Source organism: Luteimonas sp. A611 (assembly GCF_054072715.1).
The window spans coordinates 906,601-925,901 of record NZ_JBSVRP010000001.1; the positions used below are offsets into that span (position 1 = coordinate 906,601).

Sequence of the window (19,301 nt, forward strand, 5' to 3'; positions counted from 1 at the left end):
GAGCGCAGCGAAGGATCCTGTTTCCGTCGACCTGATACCGGATTCCTCGCTGCGCTCGGAATGACAATAGGTATGTCCCCAGCCTCCAACCCCGGTTGAAACGCCATGCCCATCGAAATCGAACGCAAATTCCTGGTCACCGGCGACGGTTGGCGCGCCGCCGCGCATGACGTCCTGCCCATGGCCCAGGGCTACATCAACGACCTTGGCGCGATGGATGACGGCGGGCAGAAGGCCTCGGTGCGCGTGCGTATCCAGGGCAAAGAGGCCTTCCTCAACCTCAAGTCGCGCGAGCTGGGCAGCACGCGGCAGGAATTCGACTACCCGATCCCGCTCGATGATGCCCGCGCCCTGCTCGCGCTGTGCGTGGGCGGGGTGATCGACAAACTTCGGCATCTGGTGTCCCACGAGGGGCACCTGTGGGAAGTCGACGAGTTCCTCGGCGACAACGCCGGCCTGGTGGTCGCCGAGATCGAGTTGTCCAGCGCCGACGAACATTTCGCCCTGCCGCCGTGGGCCGGGCGTGAGGTCACCGACACGTCGCGCTACTACAACCTCGCGCTCGCGTCGCACCCATACGCGCGCTGGAACGCAGAGGACCGCGCCGGGGTCGGCTGAGGGCTTGGCCGCGGTGGATCCGCCCCCATGACCGTTGCATGAGAATCGATGTCTGGTCCGACGTGGTCTGCCCCTGGTGCTGGATCGGCAAGCGCCGCTTCCAGCGTGGCCTGGAACTGCTGGGCGCCGATGCGCCGCAGGTCGAGGTGCACTGGCATCCGTTCCTGCTCGATCCTGACGCAGGCACCGTACCGGTCCCGCTGCGCGAGGCCTACGCGAAGAAGTTCGGCGGCCCTGAGCGCACCGCGCAGATGCTGGCCAGCACCCAGGCCACGGCGCGCGCGGAAGGCCTGCCGTTCGATTTCGACCGGGGCCAGGTGCGCGTGACCACGCTGCCGGCGCACCGCCTGCTGTGGCTGGCCGCGCGCGAGGGCGATGCCGACCGCGTTGGTGAGGCGCTGTTCCACGCCCATTTCGCCGAAGGCCACAATCTGGCCGACCCGGAGGTGCTGGTCGCGGCCGGCCTCGTCGGCGGGCTGCCCGAGACGCGGATCCGCGCCCTGCTCGCCGGCGACGAGGGCGAGGCCGAGGTACGCGCGCAATTCGCGCAGGCGCAGGCCATGGGCATCCGTTCGGTGCCGACCTTCATCATCGATGGCCGCCTCGCGGTGCAGGGCGCGCAGCCACCCGAGGCGTTCGCGCAGGCGCTGCTGCAGGCCCGTGGCACCGCGCCGGCCAACGAGGCTCCCGACGATGCGAGCTGCGGTCCGGACGGCTGCCGCATCTGAACGCGTCGAGCCGCCGAGGGCTGCGGCCCGGCGGCCATCTGCGACAATGGCGCGGTGCGCAACCGCGCATGTGAAGGAGACCCGCGGATGCTCGTGATCGGCGTTGCCGGCATGGAACTCAGCGCGCAGGAGCGCGACTGGCTGCAGAACGACGCCTGTGCTGGCGTGATCCTGTTCAAGCGCAATTTCGCCTCGCGATCGCAGGTGATGGAACTGTGCACCGCGATCCGCGAAGCCGCGTCGCGCCCGCAGCTGATCTGCGTCGACCAGGAAGGCGGGCGCGTGCAGCGCTTCCGGGACGGTTACAGCGCGCTGCCTTCGCTCGACGGCTTCGGCCGGCTGTATGCCGACGACCGCGAGGCTGCCCTGCGCCTGGCCGAAGAGCATGCCTGGCTGATGGCCAGCGAAATCCGCGCCACCGGCGTGGACCTGAGCTTCGCGCCGGTGGTCGACGTCGGCCACGGCAACCTCGCCATCGGCGACCGCGCGTTCTGCACCGATCCGCAGGTCGTGGCCGACTTCACCCGCGCCTACGTGCGCGGCATGCATTCGGTGGGCATGGCGGCCACGCTCAAGCATTTTCCCGGGCACGGCACGGTGCGCGAGGACACGCACTTCGACAACGCGATCGACAACCGCTCGCTGGACGAGATCCGCGCGCACGACCTGGTGCCCTTCGTCGCCGGCATCGAGGCCGGCGCCGACGCGGTGATGCTGGCGCACGTGGTCTATCCGCAGGTCGCGCCGGAGCCGGCCGGCTACTCGCCGCTGTGGATCAACGACATCCTGCGCAAGGAAATGAGCTTCCGCGGAGTCGTGTTCTCCGACGACATCGGCATGGCCGCGGCGTTTTCCGCCGGCGGCATCAAGGCACGCGTGGACGCGCACCTGGATGCCGGCTGCGACGTGGTCCTGGTCTGCCATCCGCAACTGGTGGAGGAATCACTGGCGGCGGTGAAGCACCGCAGCCTCAACACCATGGCCCTGGTCGGCCTGCTCGGTCGCGGTGGCCTGGGCTGGGACGGCCTGCTGGCCGATGCGCGCTACAGTGGCGCGCAGGCGCAGCTGGCTGCGCGACTGGGACAGACCGCATGAACGTGCCGAAGCTCTCGGAAATCCTCGAGACCGCCGAACTGCTCTTCGATCGTGACGAGCTGGACGATGTGATCGAGGAAATGGCCGACGCGATCCTGGCCGACTATGCCGGCGACGAGCAGCCGCCGCTGTTCCTCACGGTGATGCACGGCGGGCTTCCATTTGCCGGACAGCTCGCCTTCGCGCTGGGCGAACGCGGCCTCGACCTCGAGTTCGACTACCTGCACGCCACCCGCTACCGCGGCAACACCACTGGTTCGGGGCTGGCCTGGCTGCATCGTCCGGCCACGCCGATGCGCGGCCGCCGCGTGCTGCTGGTCGACGACATCCTCGACGAGGGCCACACGCTCAAGGCGGTGAAGTACTGGTGCGAGGACCAGGGCGCGGCCGAGGTGCGCGTCGCGGTGCTGGCGGTCAAGGAGCACGACCGCTGCGTCGACGACATCTGCGCCGACCACATGGGCGTGGGTGTGCCGGACCGCTACGTGTTCGGTTACGGCATGGATTTCCACGAGCAGGGCAGGAACCTGCCGGGCATCTACGCGCTCGGCGAGTAGGCGCTGCGCCACCGGCCATCGCGGTCACTCCGTAGTCCGGTCATTCCAGCGCAAGCTGGGATCCATTGGACGGCAGCCGCGGCAGGCGAGGTCAAGCTGACGCGGGCCTCGTGATCCTGGCGGTATCCTTTGGCTCCGCCCGCCTGAAGCAGTCCAGCATGACCACCCCGATCCCGCTCGCCGTCATCGGCGGCACCGGCCTGTATGCGCTGGCCGAGCTGCAGGACATCGAAACCCACCAGCCGGTCACGAAGTACGGCGCGCCCTCCGGCCCGATCCGCATCGGCACGCTGGACGGCACGCGCGTGGCCTTCCTCGCGCGCCATGGCGAAGGACATTCCGTGCCACCGCACCGGATCAATTACCGCGCCAACCTCGCCGCGCTGCAGGCACTGGGCGCAAGCCGCGTGCTGGCGCTCAATACGGTCGGCGGCATTGGCGAGCGCTTCGGCCCGCGCGTGCTGGCCTGCCCGGACCAGTTGATTGACTACACCTGGGGGCGCATCTCCACCTTGTGCGAAGAGCCCGGCACCGAGGTGCTGCATGTGGATTTCGGCGACCCCTACACGCCACCGCTGCGGCGGCAGGTGCTTGACGCGGCGAAGGCGGCGGGCGTCGAACTCGTCGATGGCGGCTGCTACGGCGCCACCCAGGGTCCGCGCCTGGAAACGAAAGCCGAGATCGCGCGCCTGCGACGCGACGGCTGCGACCTGGTCGGCATGACCGGAATGCCCGAGGCGGGACTCGCGCGCGAACTCGGGCTGGAGTACGCATGCCTGGCGATCGTCGCCAACTGGGCGGCGGGCGCCGGACCGGATCCGGATGAAACGATCACCCTCGACGACGTGCTGGCCAACGTCGCCGCCGCGTCCTCCGGCATCCCCGCGCTGATCTCGACACTGTTGCGCGGGTGATTGCAACCCCCCGGTTTGCTTTGCATACTCGGCGTGCACGACCGGCCGCCCAGCGCGGCCGTGCGGGCGCCACCCGCCATCACGAGGTTTGACGAGTCATGCAATACGGCACAGTGAAGTGGTTCAACGACGCCAAGGGATTCGGATTCATCGCGCCCGAGGACGGCAGCGCCGATGTCTTCGTGCACTATTCGGCGATCGATTCGACGGGCTTTCGCAGTTTGCAGGAAGGCCTGCGTGTGCAGTACGAAGTCACCCAGGGTCCGAAGGGTGCGCAGGCGACAGGCGTACAGCCAGTCGTCTGAGATGTCGGCAAAGACATTTTTGAAGCCCCGCCCAGGCGGGGCTTTTTTCTGGTTCTTCGCCTGGCCGGGACGGGTTGGTTTCCCTCACAAAGATGGAAAGATGAACTTCCGTTCCAACGATTCGCGTTGCCTCGTCCCGTCGCGACCTGACGGGCCACGCCGTGACCGGCAGGCCCTCTCCGCGAATGTCCCCCGGCATCCGCCTGCCGGCGGATGCCTCCTCCTTGATTTCGCTGCGAAGGCCAGCCGGCCACGGCCTGGCCCGGCTTACGGCCGCGTGCGCGGGAGCGAAGCAGAGGCCATGGCCTTGCACTTCCTGAAACGCCAACCATCCCGACACGTCGGGTGCGGGTACCCCTGGGTGCGAAATCAAGGAGGAGGCGACGGCGGCAAGCCGGCGCCGGGGGACATTCGCACCCAGGGGTACCCGCACCCGGCGCCGCGAGAGGCGTACGGACACCGCGCTTCTCCTTCGCCTGGGAAAAACCCTTCTAATAGGCCGGAGCCTTGCCGATGAAGCGCCGTATCGCCATCGTCGGTTACGGCAGCGCGGGGCAGTGCGCGGCGGTGCTGCTCGAGCGCGACGGGCATTGCGTGGAAGTGTTCGAACGGGTGCCGGAGCCGGGCCCGGTGGGCGCTGGATTCCTGCTGCAGCCCAGCGGTCTGCAGGTGCTGTGGCGGATGGGGCTGCTGCCGCAGGTGCTTGCACACGGCGCGGTGGTCGAACGGCTGTTCGGCGATACACCCTGCGGCCGCGCGGTGATGGACATGCGCTATGACGGGCTTGATCCGCGGCTGGCGGGTGTGGGCCTGCAGCGTGGCGCGCTGTTCTCGATCCTGGCGGCAGCGTTCGCAGGCCATCGGCGCGTGCGGGCGGGCATGCGGATCGTCGGGCTGGACGACGATGGCCGCGTGTTGCTCGATGCGGCCGGCGGGCGTCATGGGCCCTATGACCTGGTGGTGGTTGCGGACGGCGCGGCCTCGCTGCTGCGCGGCCATGCCGGCCGTGTACGTCTCGACCAGCCTTACCCGTGGGGCGCGCTGTGGTGCCTGCTGCCGTCCGCCGACTGGCCGCACCTGCGCGAGTTGCGCCAACGCTATGTCGCGGCGCGACGGATGATCGGCCTGCTGCCGGTCGGGACCAGGCCAGGTGACGACACGCAGCGGCTGAGCTTCTTCTGGAGCCTGCCCACCGCCGCCTTCGATGCCTGGCGCGAGGGCGGCATCGAGGCCTGGAGAGCGGAGGTGTGCGCGCTGTGGCCGAAGATCGAATCGCTGCTCGCGCATATCCGCGTGCCCGACCAGCTCGCCTGCGCCAGCTACCGAGACACCGTGGTCACGCAGTGGCACCGCGGCCACGCGGTCCTGATCGGCGATGCAGCGCATGCGATGAGCCCGCAGCTGGGGCAGGGCGTGAACATGGCGCTGATGGACGCGATGGCGCTGGCATCGGCGCTGCGCGTGCCGGGTTCGATGCACGATGCGCTGGCCGCGCTGCAGCGCGAGCGTCGCCGCCACGTCGCGATCTACCAGCTGTGGAGCCGCTGGCTGACGCCGATGTTCCAGTCCGATCTCGATACGGTGGCCCGCTTGCGCGACCTTGCGCTTCTGCGGGCGGGCCGGCTGCCGTTGGGCGGGACGCATATGCTGCGGGTGCTGAGCGGCACGCAACAGGGGCTGTTCGGCCGGATCGCGCTCGACGAGGCCTTCGTCGAGGCGCTGGCGCAAGGCTGCAGCCAGCGCGGATGAAGACAGGAGGGCAGGATGAGCGGATCGGCCACCCACATCGTCGACAACCAGCCGCCGGAGTTCGCGCCGCGCGAACTCTGGCGCGATGACCACGCGCTGCGCGAGGCGTTGCAGCGCGAAGGTGGCGGCGCCTTCGCCGACACCGTCGCCGGTTACGGTGCGCTGGCCGGCAGCGAGCTGCTGGCGCTGTCGTTCGACGCGCATCGCGACCGTCCGCGCCTGCGCACGCATGATCGCGGCGGCCATCGCATCGACACGGTCGAGTTCCATCCGCACTACCACCGCATCATGCAGGCCGCGATCGGCCACGGCGTGGCCGGGCTGTCCTGGGCACGACCGGGGCGGGGCGTCCACGTCGCACGCGCCGCGCTGTCCTACCTTCACTACCAGGCCGAGCCGGGCAGCAGTTGCCCACTGACGATGACCCATGCGGCGGTTTCCGTCCTCGCGCGGGAACCGGGCCTGCAGGATTGGGCCGCCGGGGTCGCCGCCTGCCGCTACGACCCGCGTGACCTGCCCATGACCGACAAGCACGGCGTCACCCTGGGCATGGGCATGACCGAGAAGCAGGGCGGCAGCGACGTGCGCGCGAACACCACCACCGCGACACCGTTGCCCGGTGGCGACGACTACGTGCTGCGCGGCCACAAGTGGTTCCTCTCCGCGCCCATGAGCGACGGCTTCCTCGTGCTGGCGCAGGCACCCGGCGGCCTGACCTGTTTCCTGATGCCGCGGCGCCTGCCCGGTGGCGCGCTCAACGGGTTCCGGCTGATGCGGCTCAAGGACAAGCTCGGCGACTGGAGCAACGCGTCGTCCGAGATCGAATTGGACGCGGCGCGTGCGCATCGCGTCGGCGATGAAGGGCGCGGGGTGGCGACGATCATCCAGATGGTCATGCTGACCCGGCTGGACTGCATGCTGGGTTCCGCGGGATTGATGCGCATGGCGCTGGCGCAGGCGCTGCATCACTGCCGGCATCGCCATGCGTTCGGCCGCGCGCTGGTCGACCAGCCGCTGATGCGCAACGTGCTGGCCGACCTGGCCATCGAATCCGAAGCCGCGCTGGCCTTGTCGATGCGGGTGGCGCGCGCGGTCGACGCCGCGCCGGGTGATCCGGTCGAGGCTGCATTCGCGCGCATCGCCACCGCGATCGGCAAGTACTGGGTCTGCAAGCGTGCACCAGCCTTCGTCAACGAAGCGCAGGAGTGCCTGGGCGGCGCCGGCTACGTCGAGGAATCGCTGTTGCCGCGGCTGTACCGGCAGGCGCCGCTGAACTCGATCTGGGAGGGCAGCGGCAACATCCAGTGCCTGGACGTGCTGCGCGCACTTGCGAGGGAGCCGGAAACTGGCGCGGCGGTGCTGGCCGAACTGGATGCGGCTGCGGGTGCGAACGGGGATTTCGATGCAGCGCTCGCGGTGCTGCGCGATGCGCTTGCGGCCGGCCCGGCCGAAGCTGGCGCACGCCGGCTGGTCGAGCGCGTGGCGCTGCTGCTGCAGGGCGCTGTGCTGCTGCGCGCGGGAAGCCCGATGGCTGCGGGATTCTGCCGCAGTCGCCTGGGTGGTGGGCAAGGCCTGGCGTTTGGCAGCCTGGATGCGGATGCGGGTTTCGATGCGCTCGTTGGGCGTGCATCTGGCGTGTCATCAGGCCTGGACGCGTCCGGCCGTAACGCTCGCGGCTGAAGCTGCTCCTACAGCCGCGACCACGACGCCTGGCCTGCATCGACAACCGCTCGCGCCCGACGCACTTGCACGCAAAAGCGGACGCATGCCGAAGCATGCGTCCGCAGTGATGCGTCCATGCGACCTACCGCCGCAGGAACTCCAGCAGATCCTGGTTGAGCCGGTCCTTGTGCGTATCGGTGATCCCGTGCGGCGCGCCGGGGTAGAGGATCACTTCGGCGTGCTTGACGTGGCGCGGCACGAGCTGCGCCGACATCGCCGGGGGCACGATCTGGTCGTCGCCGCCGTGGATCACCAGGGTCGGGACGTCGAACTTCGCAAGGTCGGGGCGGAAGTCGGTGGCCGAGAACGCCGCGATCGAATCGAAGGTGTTCCTGTGGCCGGCCTGCATGCCCTGCGCCCAGAACGTCTGCACCAGCCCCTGGCTGACGCTGGCGCCGGGCTTGTTGAAGCCGAAGAACGGGCCCGAGGCGATGTCCAGGTACTGCTGCGAGCGGTTGGCCTGCGCGGCCGTGCGGAAGCTGTCGAACAGTTCGATCGGCGCGCCATCCGGGTTGTCGGCGGTGCGCAGCATGAAGGGCGTGACCGCGCCGACCAGCACCGCTTTCTTCACTCGCGAGGTGCCATGGCGGCCGATGTAGCGTGCCACTTCGCCGCCGCCGGTGGAGAAACCGACCACGGTGACATCGCGCAGGTCGAGCGCGCTGATCACCGCCGCCAGGTCGTCGGCGTAGTGGTCCATGTCGTTGCCGTCCCAGGGCTGGCTGGAGCGGCCGTGGCCGCGGCGGTCGTGGGCGACCACGCGATAGCCGTTGTCGGCGAGGAACAGCATCTGTGATTCCCAGCTGTCCGAATTCAGCGGCCAGCCGTGGCTGAGGGTGACCACCGGCCCGTCCTTCGGGCCCCAGTCCTTGAAGTACAGGCGCACGCCGTCGGCGGTGACGATGTGGCTGCCGTCGATGGTGGCGGCGCGGGCGGCAGCCTGCAGCCCGGCAGGCGCGGGCGTTGCCGCCTGGGCGGTGCCGGCGTGGACGGCGATGGCCAGCAGGCTGGTGGCGAGGGTGCGGGCGATGGCGTTCATGGGTGGTGCTCCTGTGGGGATGCGTGCCCTGGTCGGCGGCTCAGTCGGCGATCGAGAGCGAGACGTCGATGTTTCCGCGGGTGGCATTGGAGTAAGGGCAGACGATGTGGGCCTGCTCGACCAGTGACTGCAGAATGTCGCGATCGACGCCCGGCGCCGAGACGGTGAGCGCGGCCTCGATGCCGAAGCCGGTCGGGATCTGGCCGATGCCGACCTTGCCGGTGACGCTGGCGGACGCCGGCAGCGTGACCTCCTGTCGGGCTGCGACGAACTTCAGTGCGCCGAGGAAGCAGGCCGAATAGCCGACGGCGAACAACTGCTCGGGATTGGTCCCGGGACCGCCTGCGCCGCCCAGCTCGCGCGGGGTGGACAGCTGCACGTCGAGCACCCCGTCGCTGGACCGGGCGCGGCCGTCTCGGCCTCCGGTGGCGGTGGCGGTGGCGGCGTAGAGGATCTTCTCGATGGACATGGCGCAACTCCTGTCGTTGGTGGTGGCCGGGGGCATCCCCCGGTGAGGCGTACTTTGCGCCGTGCAGCGGGACCACTGGTGATGTAAAGTCCTGAAAATTTGATCAGGAGTACTGGCATGGTGGACAGGCTTGCGGCGCTCATGGCGCACTTCCCGATTGCCGCACGGGTGTTCAACACCGGCCCGCTGTGCGGGATCAACAGCGTCGAGGACGACGGCCACCACGGCCAGCTGCACCTTGTGCGCGAGGGCGCGGTCCAAGTCGTGCACGGCCGCGAGTCGCTGCACATCGACCGGCCCAGCCTGCTGCTGTATCCGCGGCCGCTCGCGCACCGCTTCATCACCGATCCGCTGCGCGGCGCGGACATGGTCTGCGCCCACCTGGCGTTCGAGGGCGGTGTCGGCAACCCGGTCGCGTCCGCGCTGCCGCCGGTGGTGTGCCTGCCGCTGGACGAACTGGGCGGCGCTGCACCGATCGTGGCGCTGCTGTTCGAGGAGGCGTTCGAACAGCGCTGCGGCCGCGTGGCGCTGGTCGAGCGGCTGCTGGAGGTGCTGATGATCCAGATCCTGCGCCACCTGATGGAAAGCGGCGCGGTGCGCGGCGGGATGCTGTCGGGCCTGTCCCACCCGCGCCTGCGCAATGCGCTGGTGGCGATGCACGAGGCGCCGGCGAAGGAGTGGACGCTCGACGGGCTGGCGCAGGTCGCCGGCATGTCGCGCAGCGTGTTTGCAGGCAGCTTCCGCGACGCGATGGGCACCACGCCCGGCCAGTACCTGCAGGGCTGGCGGATTGGCCTGGCGCAGCAGGCGCTGCGGCGCGGGCGGCCGCTGAAGGTCGTCGCCAGCGACGTCGGCTACGGCAGCGAGGCCGCGCTGTCGCGCGCGTTCAAGGCCCACACCGGGCAGTCACCGCGCGAGTGGAAGAAGGGTATGGCCCAGGCAGCGTAGCTGCCTGGCTGCTTTTGCTCCTTCCCCCGCAGAGCGGGGCATTGCGCCCTTTACGGGTGGAAGGTTGGGATGGGGGCGCGCGCCAACGGCGCGCGTAAACGACGTGGCGACCTGCCTGCCCCCACCCCGGCCCTCCCCCGCACGCGGAGGAGGGAGCAAAACGGCGTCAGTCGATGAACTGCAGCCGCGCCAGCTCCGCGTAGAGCCCGCCCTCGGCCAGCAGCTCGGCGTGGGTGCCCTGGGCCACGATGCGGCCCTGGTCCATCACGACGATGCGGTCGGCCTTGAGGATGGTGGCCAAGCGGTGCGCGATCACCAGCGTGGTGCGGCCGTCCATCAGGTGTTCGAGCGCGGTCTGCACCGCGCGTTCGCTCTGCGCGTCGAGCGCCGAGGTGGCCTCGTCGAGCAGCAGCACCGGCGCGTCCTTGAGCAGGGCGCGGGCGATGGCGATGCGCTGCTGCTGGCCGCCGGACAGGCGCGCGCCGCGCTCGCCGAGCTGCTCGTCGTAACCCTGCGGCAGGACGCTCAGGAACTCGTGCGCCTCCGCCGAAGCCGCGGCGGCCGCGACGTCCGCATCGCTGGCGTCCAGCCGCCCGTAGCGGATGTTGTCGCGCGCGCTGGTGGCGAAGATCGTCGGCTGCTGCGGCACCAGCGCGATCGATTCGCGCAGCGCGACCGGATCGAGCGTGGCCACGTCGACCCCGTCGACCGTGATCGTCCCCGACTGCGGATCGTGGAAGCGCAGCAGCATCGCGAACACCGTGCTCTTGCCCGCGCCCGACGGCCCAACCAGCGCCACCGTCTCGCCCGGCGCCACGTCCAGGCTGAAATCGTGCAGCGCCGGCGCATCCGGGCGCGTCGGGTAGTGGAACGAGACCGCATCGAAATGCAGTGCGCCGCGCAGCGGCCGCGGCAGCGATGCGGGCTGCTGTGGCGCCGCGATACCCCCGCGCTCGTCCAGCAGTTCGCCGATCCGGCCCATGCCGCCGGCCGCGCGCTGCAGCTCGTTCCAGACTTCGGCCAGCGCGCCGACCGAACCCGCGCCCAGCAGCGCGTACAGCACGAACTGGCCGAGCGTGCCCGCGCTCATATCGCCGCGGATCACGTCGTGCGCGCCCGACCACAGCACCAGGATGATCGCGCCGAAGATCAGCGAGATGGCCACCGCAGTCACCAGCGACTGCACGCCGATGCGCCGGCGCGCCGTGGCGACCGACAGCGCGACCGCCTCGGCGAAGCGGCCACGCTCGTAGGTTTCGCGTGCGTGCGCCTGCACGGTGCGGATCGCGCCCAGCGATTCGGCCGCCAGCGCATTGGCGTCGGCCACGCGGTCCTGGCTCTGGCGCGAGATCTTCTGCAGCCGGCGCCCGCCCAGCACCAGCGGCAGCACCAGCAGCGGGATGCCCACCAGCGCCCACACCGCCAGCTTCGGGCTGGTCACCATCAGCATGACCACGCTGCCGAGCACGGTCACCGTGCTGCGCAGCGCCACCGACATGGTGGTGCCGATCACGCTGCGCAGCAGTTCGGTATCGGCGGTGAGCCGCGACACCAGCTCGCCGCTGCGGCTGCGTTCGAAGAAGGCCTGGTCCAGGCCGATCAGATGCCCGTAGAGCCGGTTGCGCAGATCGGCGACCACGCGCTCGCCCAGCAGCGAGACGAAGAAGAAGCGTGCGGCGGTGGCCAGCGCCAGCGCCAGCGCGACCAGCAGCACCATGGCGAAGGTCGCGTCGATGTTGCTGCCGCTGCTGAAGCCTTGGTCGATGATGTGGCGCACCGCAACCGGCAGCGCCAGGGTGGCGCTGGACGAGGCCATCAGCGCCAGCAGCCAGGCGAAAAACAGGCCCTTCTGGCGCATGACGAACGGCCACAGCGTGCGCAGCGAGCCGATCGGGGCCTTGGAATCGGGCGCATCCGGTGCGGTGGGCGGGTTGCCTGGGGCGCCGCCGCGCCGGTCATGGTTAAACGCCATCAGCCTCAGTCATCGAAACGTGCCCGGTCACGAGTGGCGTCGCGCAGCCGGGTTTTCAAGGCGTCGACCTGGTCGACGGGCAGTTCGACCACCATCCGGGCGCCGCCGGCGTCGAATGTTTCGGCCTGCTTGGCCGCCGCGAACGCGGGCAGCAGGTGGTGCAGCAGCGAGATGTCCTCGAAGGCGACATGCACCGCCAACGTGGCGGTTTCGACCAGCGGCAAGCGTGGTGCCAGGCGCAGGCATTCGGCTGCGGCGCCGCCGTAGGCGCGGACCAGCCCGCCCGCGCCGAGCTTGATCCCGCCAAACCAGCGCGTGACCACGACCACGATGCGGTCATAGCCCTGGCCGTCGATCGCGGCCAGGATCGGTCGCCCCGCGGTGCCGGCGGGCTCGCCGTCGTCGCTGCTGCGGTAGTCGCCGCCCAGCCGCCAGGCCCAGCAGTTGTGGGTGGCGTCGGCAACGGAGACCTCGCGCAGGAAATCGGTGGCGTCGGCGGTCGCGCCGATGGGTGCGGCGCGGGCGACAAAGCGGCTGTGCCTGACTTCGATGGCGTGCTGCGCCGGCGCGGCCAGCGTGTCCAGCGTCATCCTTCGAGCAGCGGACGCAGGTCGTCGGGCACCCCGGCCTGCGGATGGCGGCGCACGAACTCGCGCAGGCTGTCGCGGGCCACCTCGTGCTGGCCGGCGTCGCGCAGTTCGCGGATGCGCTGCAGCCAGCGCTCGCGCACGGCCGGGGAATCGGCCGAGGCCGGCGGGCTGTCGTCCAGCGGCTGGTCGGCCAGCACATCGACCACGTCCGCGACAGGTGCGGCGCGGTGGCCGGTGACCTCTATCCTGTCGAGGGCGGGCGAGGCGGCCTGCGCGCGCGCGCGGCGCTCTTGCGCCGGCAGGGGAGCGGGCGCGGCGACGCCCGGCGGCGGGGCAGCGAGCGTGCGGACGGGCGACGGGGGCTGCGCAGGCGGTGGCGGCGCCGAGACGAATTCCGGCGCCCGCGCTGCCGCCGCAGGCGGGGCAGGCGGGGCAGGCGGGGCAGGGGGCGCGGGTAGAGGCGCCTGTGTCAGTTCCGGTTCCAGCGCCATCTCGGCCGATGGAGCCGCCATCGCCGCCCGCGGCGCCTGTCGCGCGGTGTTCTCGCGTGCGCGCGCGTCCTGCGACGCGGCCTGTTTCCGCGCGGCGGCCTGCCGCGCTTCTGCCTGCCGGGCTTCGACCTGCCGCGTGGCGGCTTCGCGGGCCAGCTGCGCGGCCCATTCGCTGCGCTCCCGCTCGACCGAGGAAGTCACCGCGCCGGCTGCGGCGGCCTCCGGCAGGGGCGCAGCCATGGGAGCGGGTGCCGCCGGGTCGGCAGGCATGCCGGCGCTCTCTTTGGCAGCGGTTGAAGCGGCCGCCGCGGACGGCGCATCCATAGTGTCGGCCGTCGGCGCCGGCTCGGCCTGTGTGCGCGACATTGCCACTTCAGACGGTGCGTCCAGCGCCACGCTGTCCGGCTGCGGCCGCAGCTGCCAGGCGACGCCGACCGCCACGACCAGCGAGGCGGCAATGCCCATGCCCACCGGCCAATTTGGCCTGCGCGGGCGGGCCGGCGCCACCGGCGTCGCCGCCGGGGCTTCAATTTCCGCCCGCGCTGCGGCCAGGATCCGCGCGTCCAGCCCGGCCGCAGGCGCGGCGCTGGCCTCCAGGCGCGCCAGCCGTTGCGCGATCTCGCGCTCCTCGGGGGTAAGCGGTTCGCGCTCGTGGCGGGTCATGGCAGGGCCGTCCCCAGCCGCGCGCGCAGCTTGTCCATCGCGTAGCGCAGGCGCGATTTCACAGTCTCCCGGCCCACGCCGGTGATCTCGCCGATCTCCTCCAGGCTCAGCTCCTGCTCCAGCCGCAGCACGATCACCTCGCGCTGCTCCGGCGGCAGTTCGTCCAGTGCCAGCTGCAGCCGCCGCCGCTGCTCGAACTCCGACAGCTGCCGTTCCGGCGTGTCCGGGTCGGGCACCCGCGCGGTGCGCTCGTCGGCGTCGGCCGGTGCGGGCGGCCGGTGGCGCAGCGCCCGCCAGTGGTCGGTCAGGCGGTTGTGGGCGATGCGGTACAGCCAGGTCGCGAACGCGGCCTCGGGCGTCCAGGTCGCGCGCGCGGCGATCAGCTTCTGCCAGACGTCCTGGAACAGCTCGTCGGCCAGCGCCGGGTCACGCAGCTGGCGCAGCAGGAACCGGTACAGGCGCAGCCGGTGGCGCCCGTACAGCGCCTCGAACGCAGCCACGTCGCCGCCGGCATAGGCCAGCATCAGCGTCTCGTCGCTGGGCTCGGGATCGCTGGCGGGCGCGGCTTCGTTCACTGGCAGCAGGGTAAGCCCTGCCCCGGCGCGAGTGAAGCCGGGGCCGTAAGGCTGCCGCGCAGGCGGGTGGCAGGCGAGGGACGGGGACATGGGCATGACAAACGGACAAACGCGGCAAACGGGGTTGCCGGATCGGGCGCCTTATTGCGTTATGCCTCTCCGATGGAGAACCAACCCGTGGACATCCCCGTGGTCGAGGCGCAGATACCGGACCCCGCGGAGCAGGCGGGACTGGCCGGCCTTGCGCCATTGCTGGCGCGGACTCTCCCTCCCGGGGCGGCGGTGGCGGTCGGCTGGGAAGACCCCCTGTCCGGCGCCGGCGCTTCGCATGGCGGCAAGGACGGCCCGGTCGCCCTCGCCGCGGTGGTGGCGATGCTGGCCGGGGAGAGCGCAGGCCTGCGCCGCCAGGACCTCGCCCTCGGCTGGACGCTCGACGCCACCCGCATCGCGCTGGTGGTGCAGCCCGGGCGCTCGCTGCCGGGCGCGCTGCGCGACGGCTGGCTGGCGCTGGCCCGCAGCACGGTCGATGCCCATGTCGCCAGCGCCCGCGCGCAGTCGCGCATCGAGGGCATGCGCAAGTCCGAGCGCCTGCGCCAAGCGCTGTACGAAATCGCCGACCTGTCCGGCGCCAGTCTCGACATGCAGGAGATGCTGGCGCGCATCCACGCCGTCGTCGGCACCCTGATGGCAGCCGAGAACTTCTTCATCGTCCTTTACGACGACGTCCGCGAAACGCTGCGCTTCCTCTATTTCGTCGACCAGCGCGACCCCTGGGTCGCCGATCCCGACGATGAGATCGCGATTGCCGACATGCCCACCAGCCTGACGGTGGCGATGCTGCGCCAGGGCCAGCCGATGCTGGGGCCGTCGGTGCAGGTGCGGCGCGCGCTGGGCGTGGTCAAGGACCCGGCCCACGGCCCCGACAGCGCCGACTGGCTGGGCGTTCCGATGCGCCGCGAAGGCTACGTCAGCGGCGCGATCGTGGTGCAGAGCTACGACCAGCCGCAGCGCTACACCCACGAGGATCGCGCGCTGCTGGAGTTCGTCGCCCAGCACATCCTGACCGCGCTCGACCGCAAGTCCGCGCAGGAGGAGCTGGAGCGGCGCGTCGAGGAGCGCACCCGCGACCTGCAGCACGCCAACGGGGTGCTGGAAGCGGAAATCGTCGAACGCGAGCGCGCCGAGCGCCTGCAGCGCGCGCTGTTCCGGATCAGCGAGCTGTCGATCACTGCCGGCAGCATCGAACGCTTCTACGCCGACGTGCACGGGATCATCGACGAGCTGCTCGATGCCCGCAATTTCTACATCGCGCTGCTGTCGGAGGACGGCAGCGCGCTCGAGTTCCCGTATTCGGTGGACGAGCGCGACGCGGTGCGGCGCCCGCGTCGCCTGGGCATGGGACTGACCGAATACGTGATCCGCACCGGCCTGGCGCTGCTGGTGGACCGCTACGGCATGGCGCAGCTGGAGCAGGCCGGGCAGATGCGCGGCCACGGCACGCTTGCGCACTGCTGGCTGGGCGTGCCGCTGACGCGCGACAGCGTCACCTGCGGCGTGATCGCGGTGCAGAGCTACGGGCCGGACTGCACGTTCACGCCGGCCGACCAGGACCTGCTCACGTTCGTGGCGCATCACGTCGACGGCGCGCTGGCGCGCAAGCGCGCGCAGGAATCCCTCAAGTCCACGCATGCCGAACTCGAGTTCCGGGTCGAGGCGCGCACGCGTGAACTCGAGCAGGCCAACCGCGAACTGCGCGCACAGATCGGCGAGCGCGTGCGCGCGCAGCAGCGCCTGACCCACCAGGCGCGCCACGACCACCTCACCGGCCTGCCCAACCGCGTGTTCCTGCTCGACCGGCTCGACGGCATGATGCTGCGCATGTACGAGGCCGGCCGGCAGCCGTTCGCGGTGCTGTTCCTCGACCTGGACCGGTTCAAGCTGATCAACGATTCGATGGGGCACGCCGCCGGCGACGCGATGCTGCTCGAGGTCGGGCGCCGGATCCGCGCCGCCATCGGCCCCGAGGACGTGGTCGCGCGCCTGGGCGGGGACGAGTTCGCGATCGTGCTCGCCTCGGTGGCCGACGCGCAGGCCGCCGAGGTCCGCGCCACGCGCATCCTTGCCCGGCTGAGCCGTTCGATGTGGGTGGCCGGGCGCGAGCTGTTTCCTTCGGCCAGCATCGGCATCGCGCTTTGGCAGCCGCGCTACCGGCACGCCGACGAGCTGCTGCGCGACGCGGATGCCGCGATGTACCGGGCCAAGGCCTGCGGCCGCGACCGCAGCGCGCTGTTCGACGAGGCGATGCGCGCCGAGGCGATGCGCCTGCTCGACCTGGAGGCCGACCTGCGCCGTGCGATCCAGCGCGAAGCGTTCGAGCCCCACTTCCAGCCCATCGTGCGCCTGTCCGACGGCGCCGTGGTCGGGCACGAGGCGCTGCTGCGCTGGAAGCATGAACTGCACGGCTGGCTGCCGCCCTCGGAGTTCCTGCGCGTTTGCGAGGACAGCGGCCTGATCGAACAGGTCGACTGGCAGCTGTACCGGCGCGTGGTCGGCTGGATGGCGCGCAACCTCGACGGCTACGTGTCGATCAACGTCTCGCCGCGGCACTTCCACGCCGAGGACTTCGCCGAACGCCTGCTGCGCACTGCCGCCGAAGCCGGCGTCGACCACCGCCGCCTGCGCATCGAGATCACCGAAGGTGCGCTGCTCGATGACGCGCCGCGCGCCGCGCGCATCCTCAATACCCTTCGCGAGCAGGGCGTGCTGGCGCTGCTCGACGATTTCGGTACCGGCTTCTCTGCGCTGTCGTACCTGCACCGCTTCCCGATCCAGGCGCTGAAGATCGACCAGAGCTTCATCGCCGGGCTGTCGGGCGACACGCACGCCGAGAGCCTGGCCCTGGTGCGCGCGATCCTGGCGCTGGCCGGGACGCTTGGCATCGACACCATCGGCGAGGGCGTCGAAAACCTGCAGCAGCGGCAGCTACTCTCGGAACTGGGCTGTGCCTACGGCCAGGGCTATCTGTTCGGGCGGCCGCGGGCGGAGGAGATCGAGTCCGCCGCCCTGCAGCCGGCTTGAGTCAGTACGCCACTGGCGGCGCGGTGGACGCACCGTCATCGCCACCGCCGGCGATCGTCGCGGCCGAGGCTTCGACCAGTTCGACGAACTCCGCGCGCAGCTTCCAGGTGTCGCGTCCCTGCGCATCGCGCGCGCTGGCCACGATCGACGGCCAGTCCCAGCCGCCCAGGTGGGTGCCGCCGCGCAGGGCATCGGCAAAGGCCGCCACCGTGGCCGCGAGGCGCATCGATTCGCCCGGCTGCGCGCGCATCGCCGCGCGCGTGACCGGGGTTTCGATCAGCCGGCTCTGCGTCTGGCCGGGGCGCTTGTAGCGCAGGCGCAGGTGCGCGAGTTCTCCGGTCTTCGACGCATCCGATGGGGTGGCCGCCTGTCCATAACGCAGCGCGGGCAGCTGCTCGGCGCCGGATCCGGCCAGGGTGATCTCGTACAGCGCAGTGACCTCGTGGCCGGCGCCGATATCGCCGGCGTCGACGCGGTCGTTGGCGAAATCCTCGCGCGCCAGCATGCGGTTTTCGTAGCCGATCAGACGGTACTCCGACACCAGCGCAGGATTGAACTCGAGCTGGATCTTGACGTCCTGGGCGATGGTGAGCAGGGTCGAGGACATCTCTTCGACCAGCACCTTGCGCGCTTCCTGCAGCGTGTCGATATAGGCATGGTTGCCGTCGCCGGCGTCGGCCAGGCGCTCGGCCAGGTGGTCGTTGTAGTTGCCGTGGCCGAAACCGAGCGTGGTCAGCGCGATGCCCGACTTGCGCTGGTCGGCGACCATGGTTTCCAGCGAGCCGCCGTCGATTGTGCCGACGTTGAAATCGCCGTCGGTGGCCAGGATCACGCGATTGACGCCGCCGTCGATGAAGCCGCGTCGCGCCATCGCATAGGCCAGGCGGATGCCGTCGCCGCCGTTGGTGCTGCCGCCCGCCTCCAGCCGGTCGAGCGCGGCCAGGATCTCGTCCTTGCGGTCGCCCGACGTGGGCGGCAGCACCAGGCCGGCCGAGCCGGCATAGACCACGATCGATACGCGGTCCTGCGCGCGCAGCTGGCCGGTGAGTTCGGCGAAGGCCTGCTTGAGCAGCGGCAGCTTGTCGGGCGAGTTCATCGAGCCGGAGGTGTCGAGCAGGAACACCAGGTTCGCCGGCGGCAGCTGCGCCTTGGGCACGTCGAAGCCCTTGATGCCGATCATCAGCAGGTGGCGGCGCGCGTCCCAGGGCGCGGGCGCGATCTCGGTGGTCGCGAGGAACGGCGTATCCAGCGAATCCGGGCCGGGGTGGCCGTAGTCGAAGTAGTTGATGAACTCCTCGGCGCGCACCGCATCGGCAGGTGGGCGCGTGCCGGACCGGATCATCCGGCGCACGTTGCTGTAGCTGCCGGTATCGACGTCGATGGAAAAGGTGGAGACCGGCTGCTCGGCTACGCGCTGCACCGGGTTGTCCTCGCGTTCGGCGTAATTCTCGGTATTGGCGGGCGGCGGGACGTGCGCGGGGTAGGGCGCGGCAATGGAGGGCGGCGGTGCCATGGCCGCCGGCATGGCCGCGTGCATCTGCCGCTGCGTGGCGCGCGCGGCCTCCGCGCGCTGGCGGCTGCCGGTGACCATGACCGACTCCAGCGCCATGTCGGCCGTTGGCGATGGCGGCGGCGGTGGCGCTTCGGCGAGGTGATCGGAGCGGAAGCTGCAGGCGGTCATGGCAATGGCGGCAACAAGGGCGACGGCAAGGACGTGGCGATGCATGGCGGGACTCCGTGATGGACAGGGAGATTGAACGCGCGGCACCGGGGAACGGGGTTGGGGCT

General features: G+C 70.6%; 17 protein-coding genes. 10 read left to right on the top strand and 7 right to left on the bottom strand.

Features of this window, described 5'->3' with window-relative positions; translation table 11 throughout:
• Positions 1 to 105 precede the first annotated feature (105 nt).
• The 8 genes from ACW5EG_RS04015 to ACW5EG_RS04050 all read left to right on the top strand — a co-directional run bounded on the left by ACW5EG_RS04015 (position 106) and on the right by ACW5EG_RS04050 (position 7,646).
• Entirely contained in the window at positions 106 to 618 is a 513-nt protein-coding gene (locus tag ACW5EG_RS04015; RefSeq protein ID WP_457017472.1) for a CYTH domain-containing protein, read from the top strand.
• Positions 619 to 656: 38 nt separating this feature from the next.
• Positions 657 to 1,346, top strand: coding sequence for a DsbA family oxidoreductase (locus ACW5EG_RS04020; RefSeq protein WP_457017473.1), 690 nt, complete (start codon positions 657 to 659; stop codon positions 1,344 to 1,346).
• Between the two features lie 87 nt (positions 1,347 to 1,433).
• Positions 1,434 to 2,441, top strand: a complete 1,008-nt coding sequence (nagZ, locus tag ACW5EG_RS04025; RefSeq protein ID WP_457020886.1) for a beta-N-acetylhexosaminidase — start codon at positions 1,434 to 1,436, stop codon at positions 2,439 to 2,441.
• Positions 2,438 to 2,998, top strand: a complete 561-nt coding sequence (locus ACW5EG_RS04030) for a hypoxanthine-guanine phosphoribosyltransferase (RefSeq protein ID WP_457017475.1) — start codon at positions 2,438 to 2,440, stop codon at positions 2,996 to 2,998. The genes nagZ and ACW5EG_RS04030 overlap by 4 nt, the downstream gene beginning before the upstream one ends.
• Before the next feature lie 158 nt (positions 2,999 to 3,156).
• Complete coding sequence (locus ACW5EG_RS04035) at positions 3,157 to 3,912, top strand: S-methyl-5'-thioinosine phosphorylase (RefSeq protein ID WP_457017476.1); 756 nt, start codon at positions 3,157 to 3,159, stop codon at positions 3,910 to 3,912.
• Between the two features lie 98 nt (positions 3,913 to 4,010).
• Positions 4,011 to 4,217 carry a cold-shock protein gene (locus tag ACW5EG_RS04040; protein WP_457017477.1) on the top strand — a complete coding sequence of 69 codons (207 nt, stop codon included), beginning with the start codon at positions 4,011 to 4,013 and terminating at the stop codon, positions 4,215 to 4,217.
• 507 nt (positions 4,218 to 4,724) lie between these two features.
• The gene (locus tag ACW5EG_RS04045) at positions 4,725 to 5,966 is read left to right on the top strand and encodes an FAD-dependent oxidoreductase (RefSeq protein WP_457020887.1); all 1,242 of its coding nucleotides are present in this window, start codon (positions 4,725 to 4,727) and stop codon (positions 5,964 to 5,966) included.
• A 15-nt stretch (positions 5,967 to 5,981) separates the two neighbouring features.
• Entirely contained in the window at positions 5,982 to 7,646 is a 1,665-nt protein-coding gene (locus ACW5EG_RS04050; RefSeq protein WP_457020888.1) for an acyl-CoA dehydrogenase family protein, read from the top strand.
• 124 nt (positions 7,647 to 7,770) lie between these two features.
• On the opposite strand, the gene ACW5EG_RS04055 is transcribed toward ACW5EG_RS04050, so the two are convergent.
• On the bottom strand, positions 7,771 to 8,727 hold the full coding sequence (locus tag ACW5EG_RS04055) for an alpha/beta fold hydrolase (protein WP_457020889.1): 957 nt from the start codon (positions 8,725 to 8,727) through the stop codon (positions 7,771 to 7,773).
• A 40-nt stretch (positions 8,728 to 8,767) separates the two neighbouring features.
• On the bottom strand, positions 8,768 to 9,196 hold the full coding sequence (locus ACW5EG_RS04060) for an organic hydroperoxide resistance protein (RefSeq protein ID WP_457020890.1): 429 nt from the start codon (positions 9,194 to 9,196) through the stop codon (positions 8,768 to 8,770).
• A 117-nt stretch (positions 9,197 to 9,313) separates the two neighbouring features.
• On the opposite strand from ACW5EG_RS04060, the gene ACW5EG_RS04065 reads away from it, so the two are divergent.
• The gene (locus ACW5EG_RS04065; RefSeq protein WP_457020891.1) at positions 9,314 to 10,144 is read left to right on the top strand and encodes an AraC family transcriptional regulator; all 831 of its coding nucleotides are present in this window, start codon (positions 9,314 to 9,316) and stop codon (positions 10,142 to 10,144) included.
• A 166-nt stretch (positions 10,145 to 10,310) separates the two neighbouring features.
• Here ACW5EG_RS04065 and ACW5EG_RS04070 read toward each other — a convergent pair whose 3' ends face one another.
• From ACW5EG_RS04070 to ACW5EG_RS04085, 4 genes are read right to left on the bottom strand one after another with little or no spacing between them, the layout of a single operon-like run.
• Complete coding sequence (locus ACW5EG_RS04070; RefSeq protein WP_457020892.1) at positions 10,311 to 12,116, bottom strand: ABC transporter transmembrane domain-containing protein; 1,806 nt, start codon at positions 12,114 to 12,116, stop codon at positions 10,311 to 10,313.
• Between the two features lie 5 nt (positions 12,117 to 12,121).
• Positions 12,122 to 12,706, bottom strand: coding sequence for an IMPACT family protein (locus ACW5EG_RS04075; protein WP_457020893.1), 585 nt, complete (start codon positions 12,704 to 12,706; stop codon positions 12,122 to 12,124).
• The gene (locus ACW5EG_RS04080) at positions 12,703 to 13,860 is read right to left on the bottom strand and encodes a hypothetical protein (protein ID WP_457020894.1); all 1,158 of its coding nucleotides are present in this window, start codon (positions 13,858 to 13,860) and stop codon (positions 12,703 to 12,705) included. Before ACW5EG_RS04080 ends, ACW5EG_RS04075 begins: the two co-directional genes overlap by 4 nt.
• Entirely contained in the window at positions 13,857 to 14,435 is a 579-nt protein-coding gene (locus ACW5EG_RS04085; RefSeq protein WP_457020895.1) for an RNA polymerase sigma factor, read from the bottom strand. Before ACW5EG_RS04085 ends, ACW5EG_RS04080 begins: the two co-directional genes overlap by 4 nt.
• A 162-nt stretch (positions 14,436 to 14,597) precedes the next feature.
• Here ACW5EG_RS04085 and ACW5EG_RS04090 point away from each other — a divergent pair, with 162 nt between their 5' ends.
• Positions 14,598 to 17,513, top strand: a complete 2,916-nt coding sequence (locus tag ACW5EG_RS04090; RefSeq protein WP_457020896.1) for an EAL domain-containing protein — start codon at positions 14,598 to 14,600, stop codon at positions 17,511 to 17,513.
• A 1-nt stretch (position 17,514) separates the two neighbouring features.
• Here ACW5EG_RS04090 and ACW5EG_RS04095 read toward each other — a convergent pair whose 3' ends face one another.
• A complete protein-coding gene (locus ACW5EG_RS04095; protein WP_457020897.1) occupies positions 17,515 to 19,239 on the bottom strand; it encodes a vWA domain-containing protein in 1,725 nt (574 codons plus the stop codon).
• Positions 19,240 to 19,301: the final 62 nt, after the last annotated feature.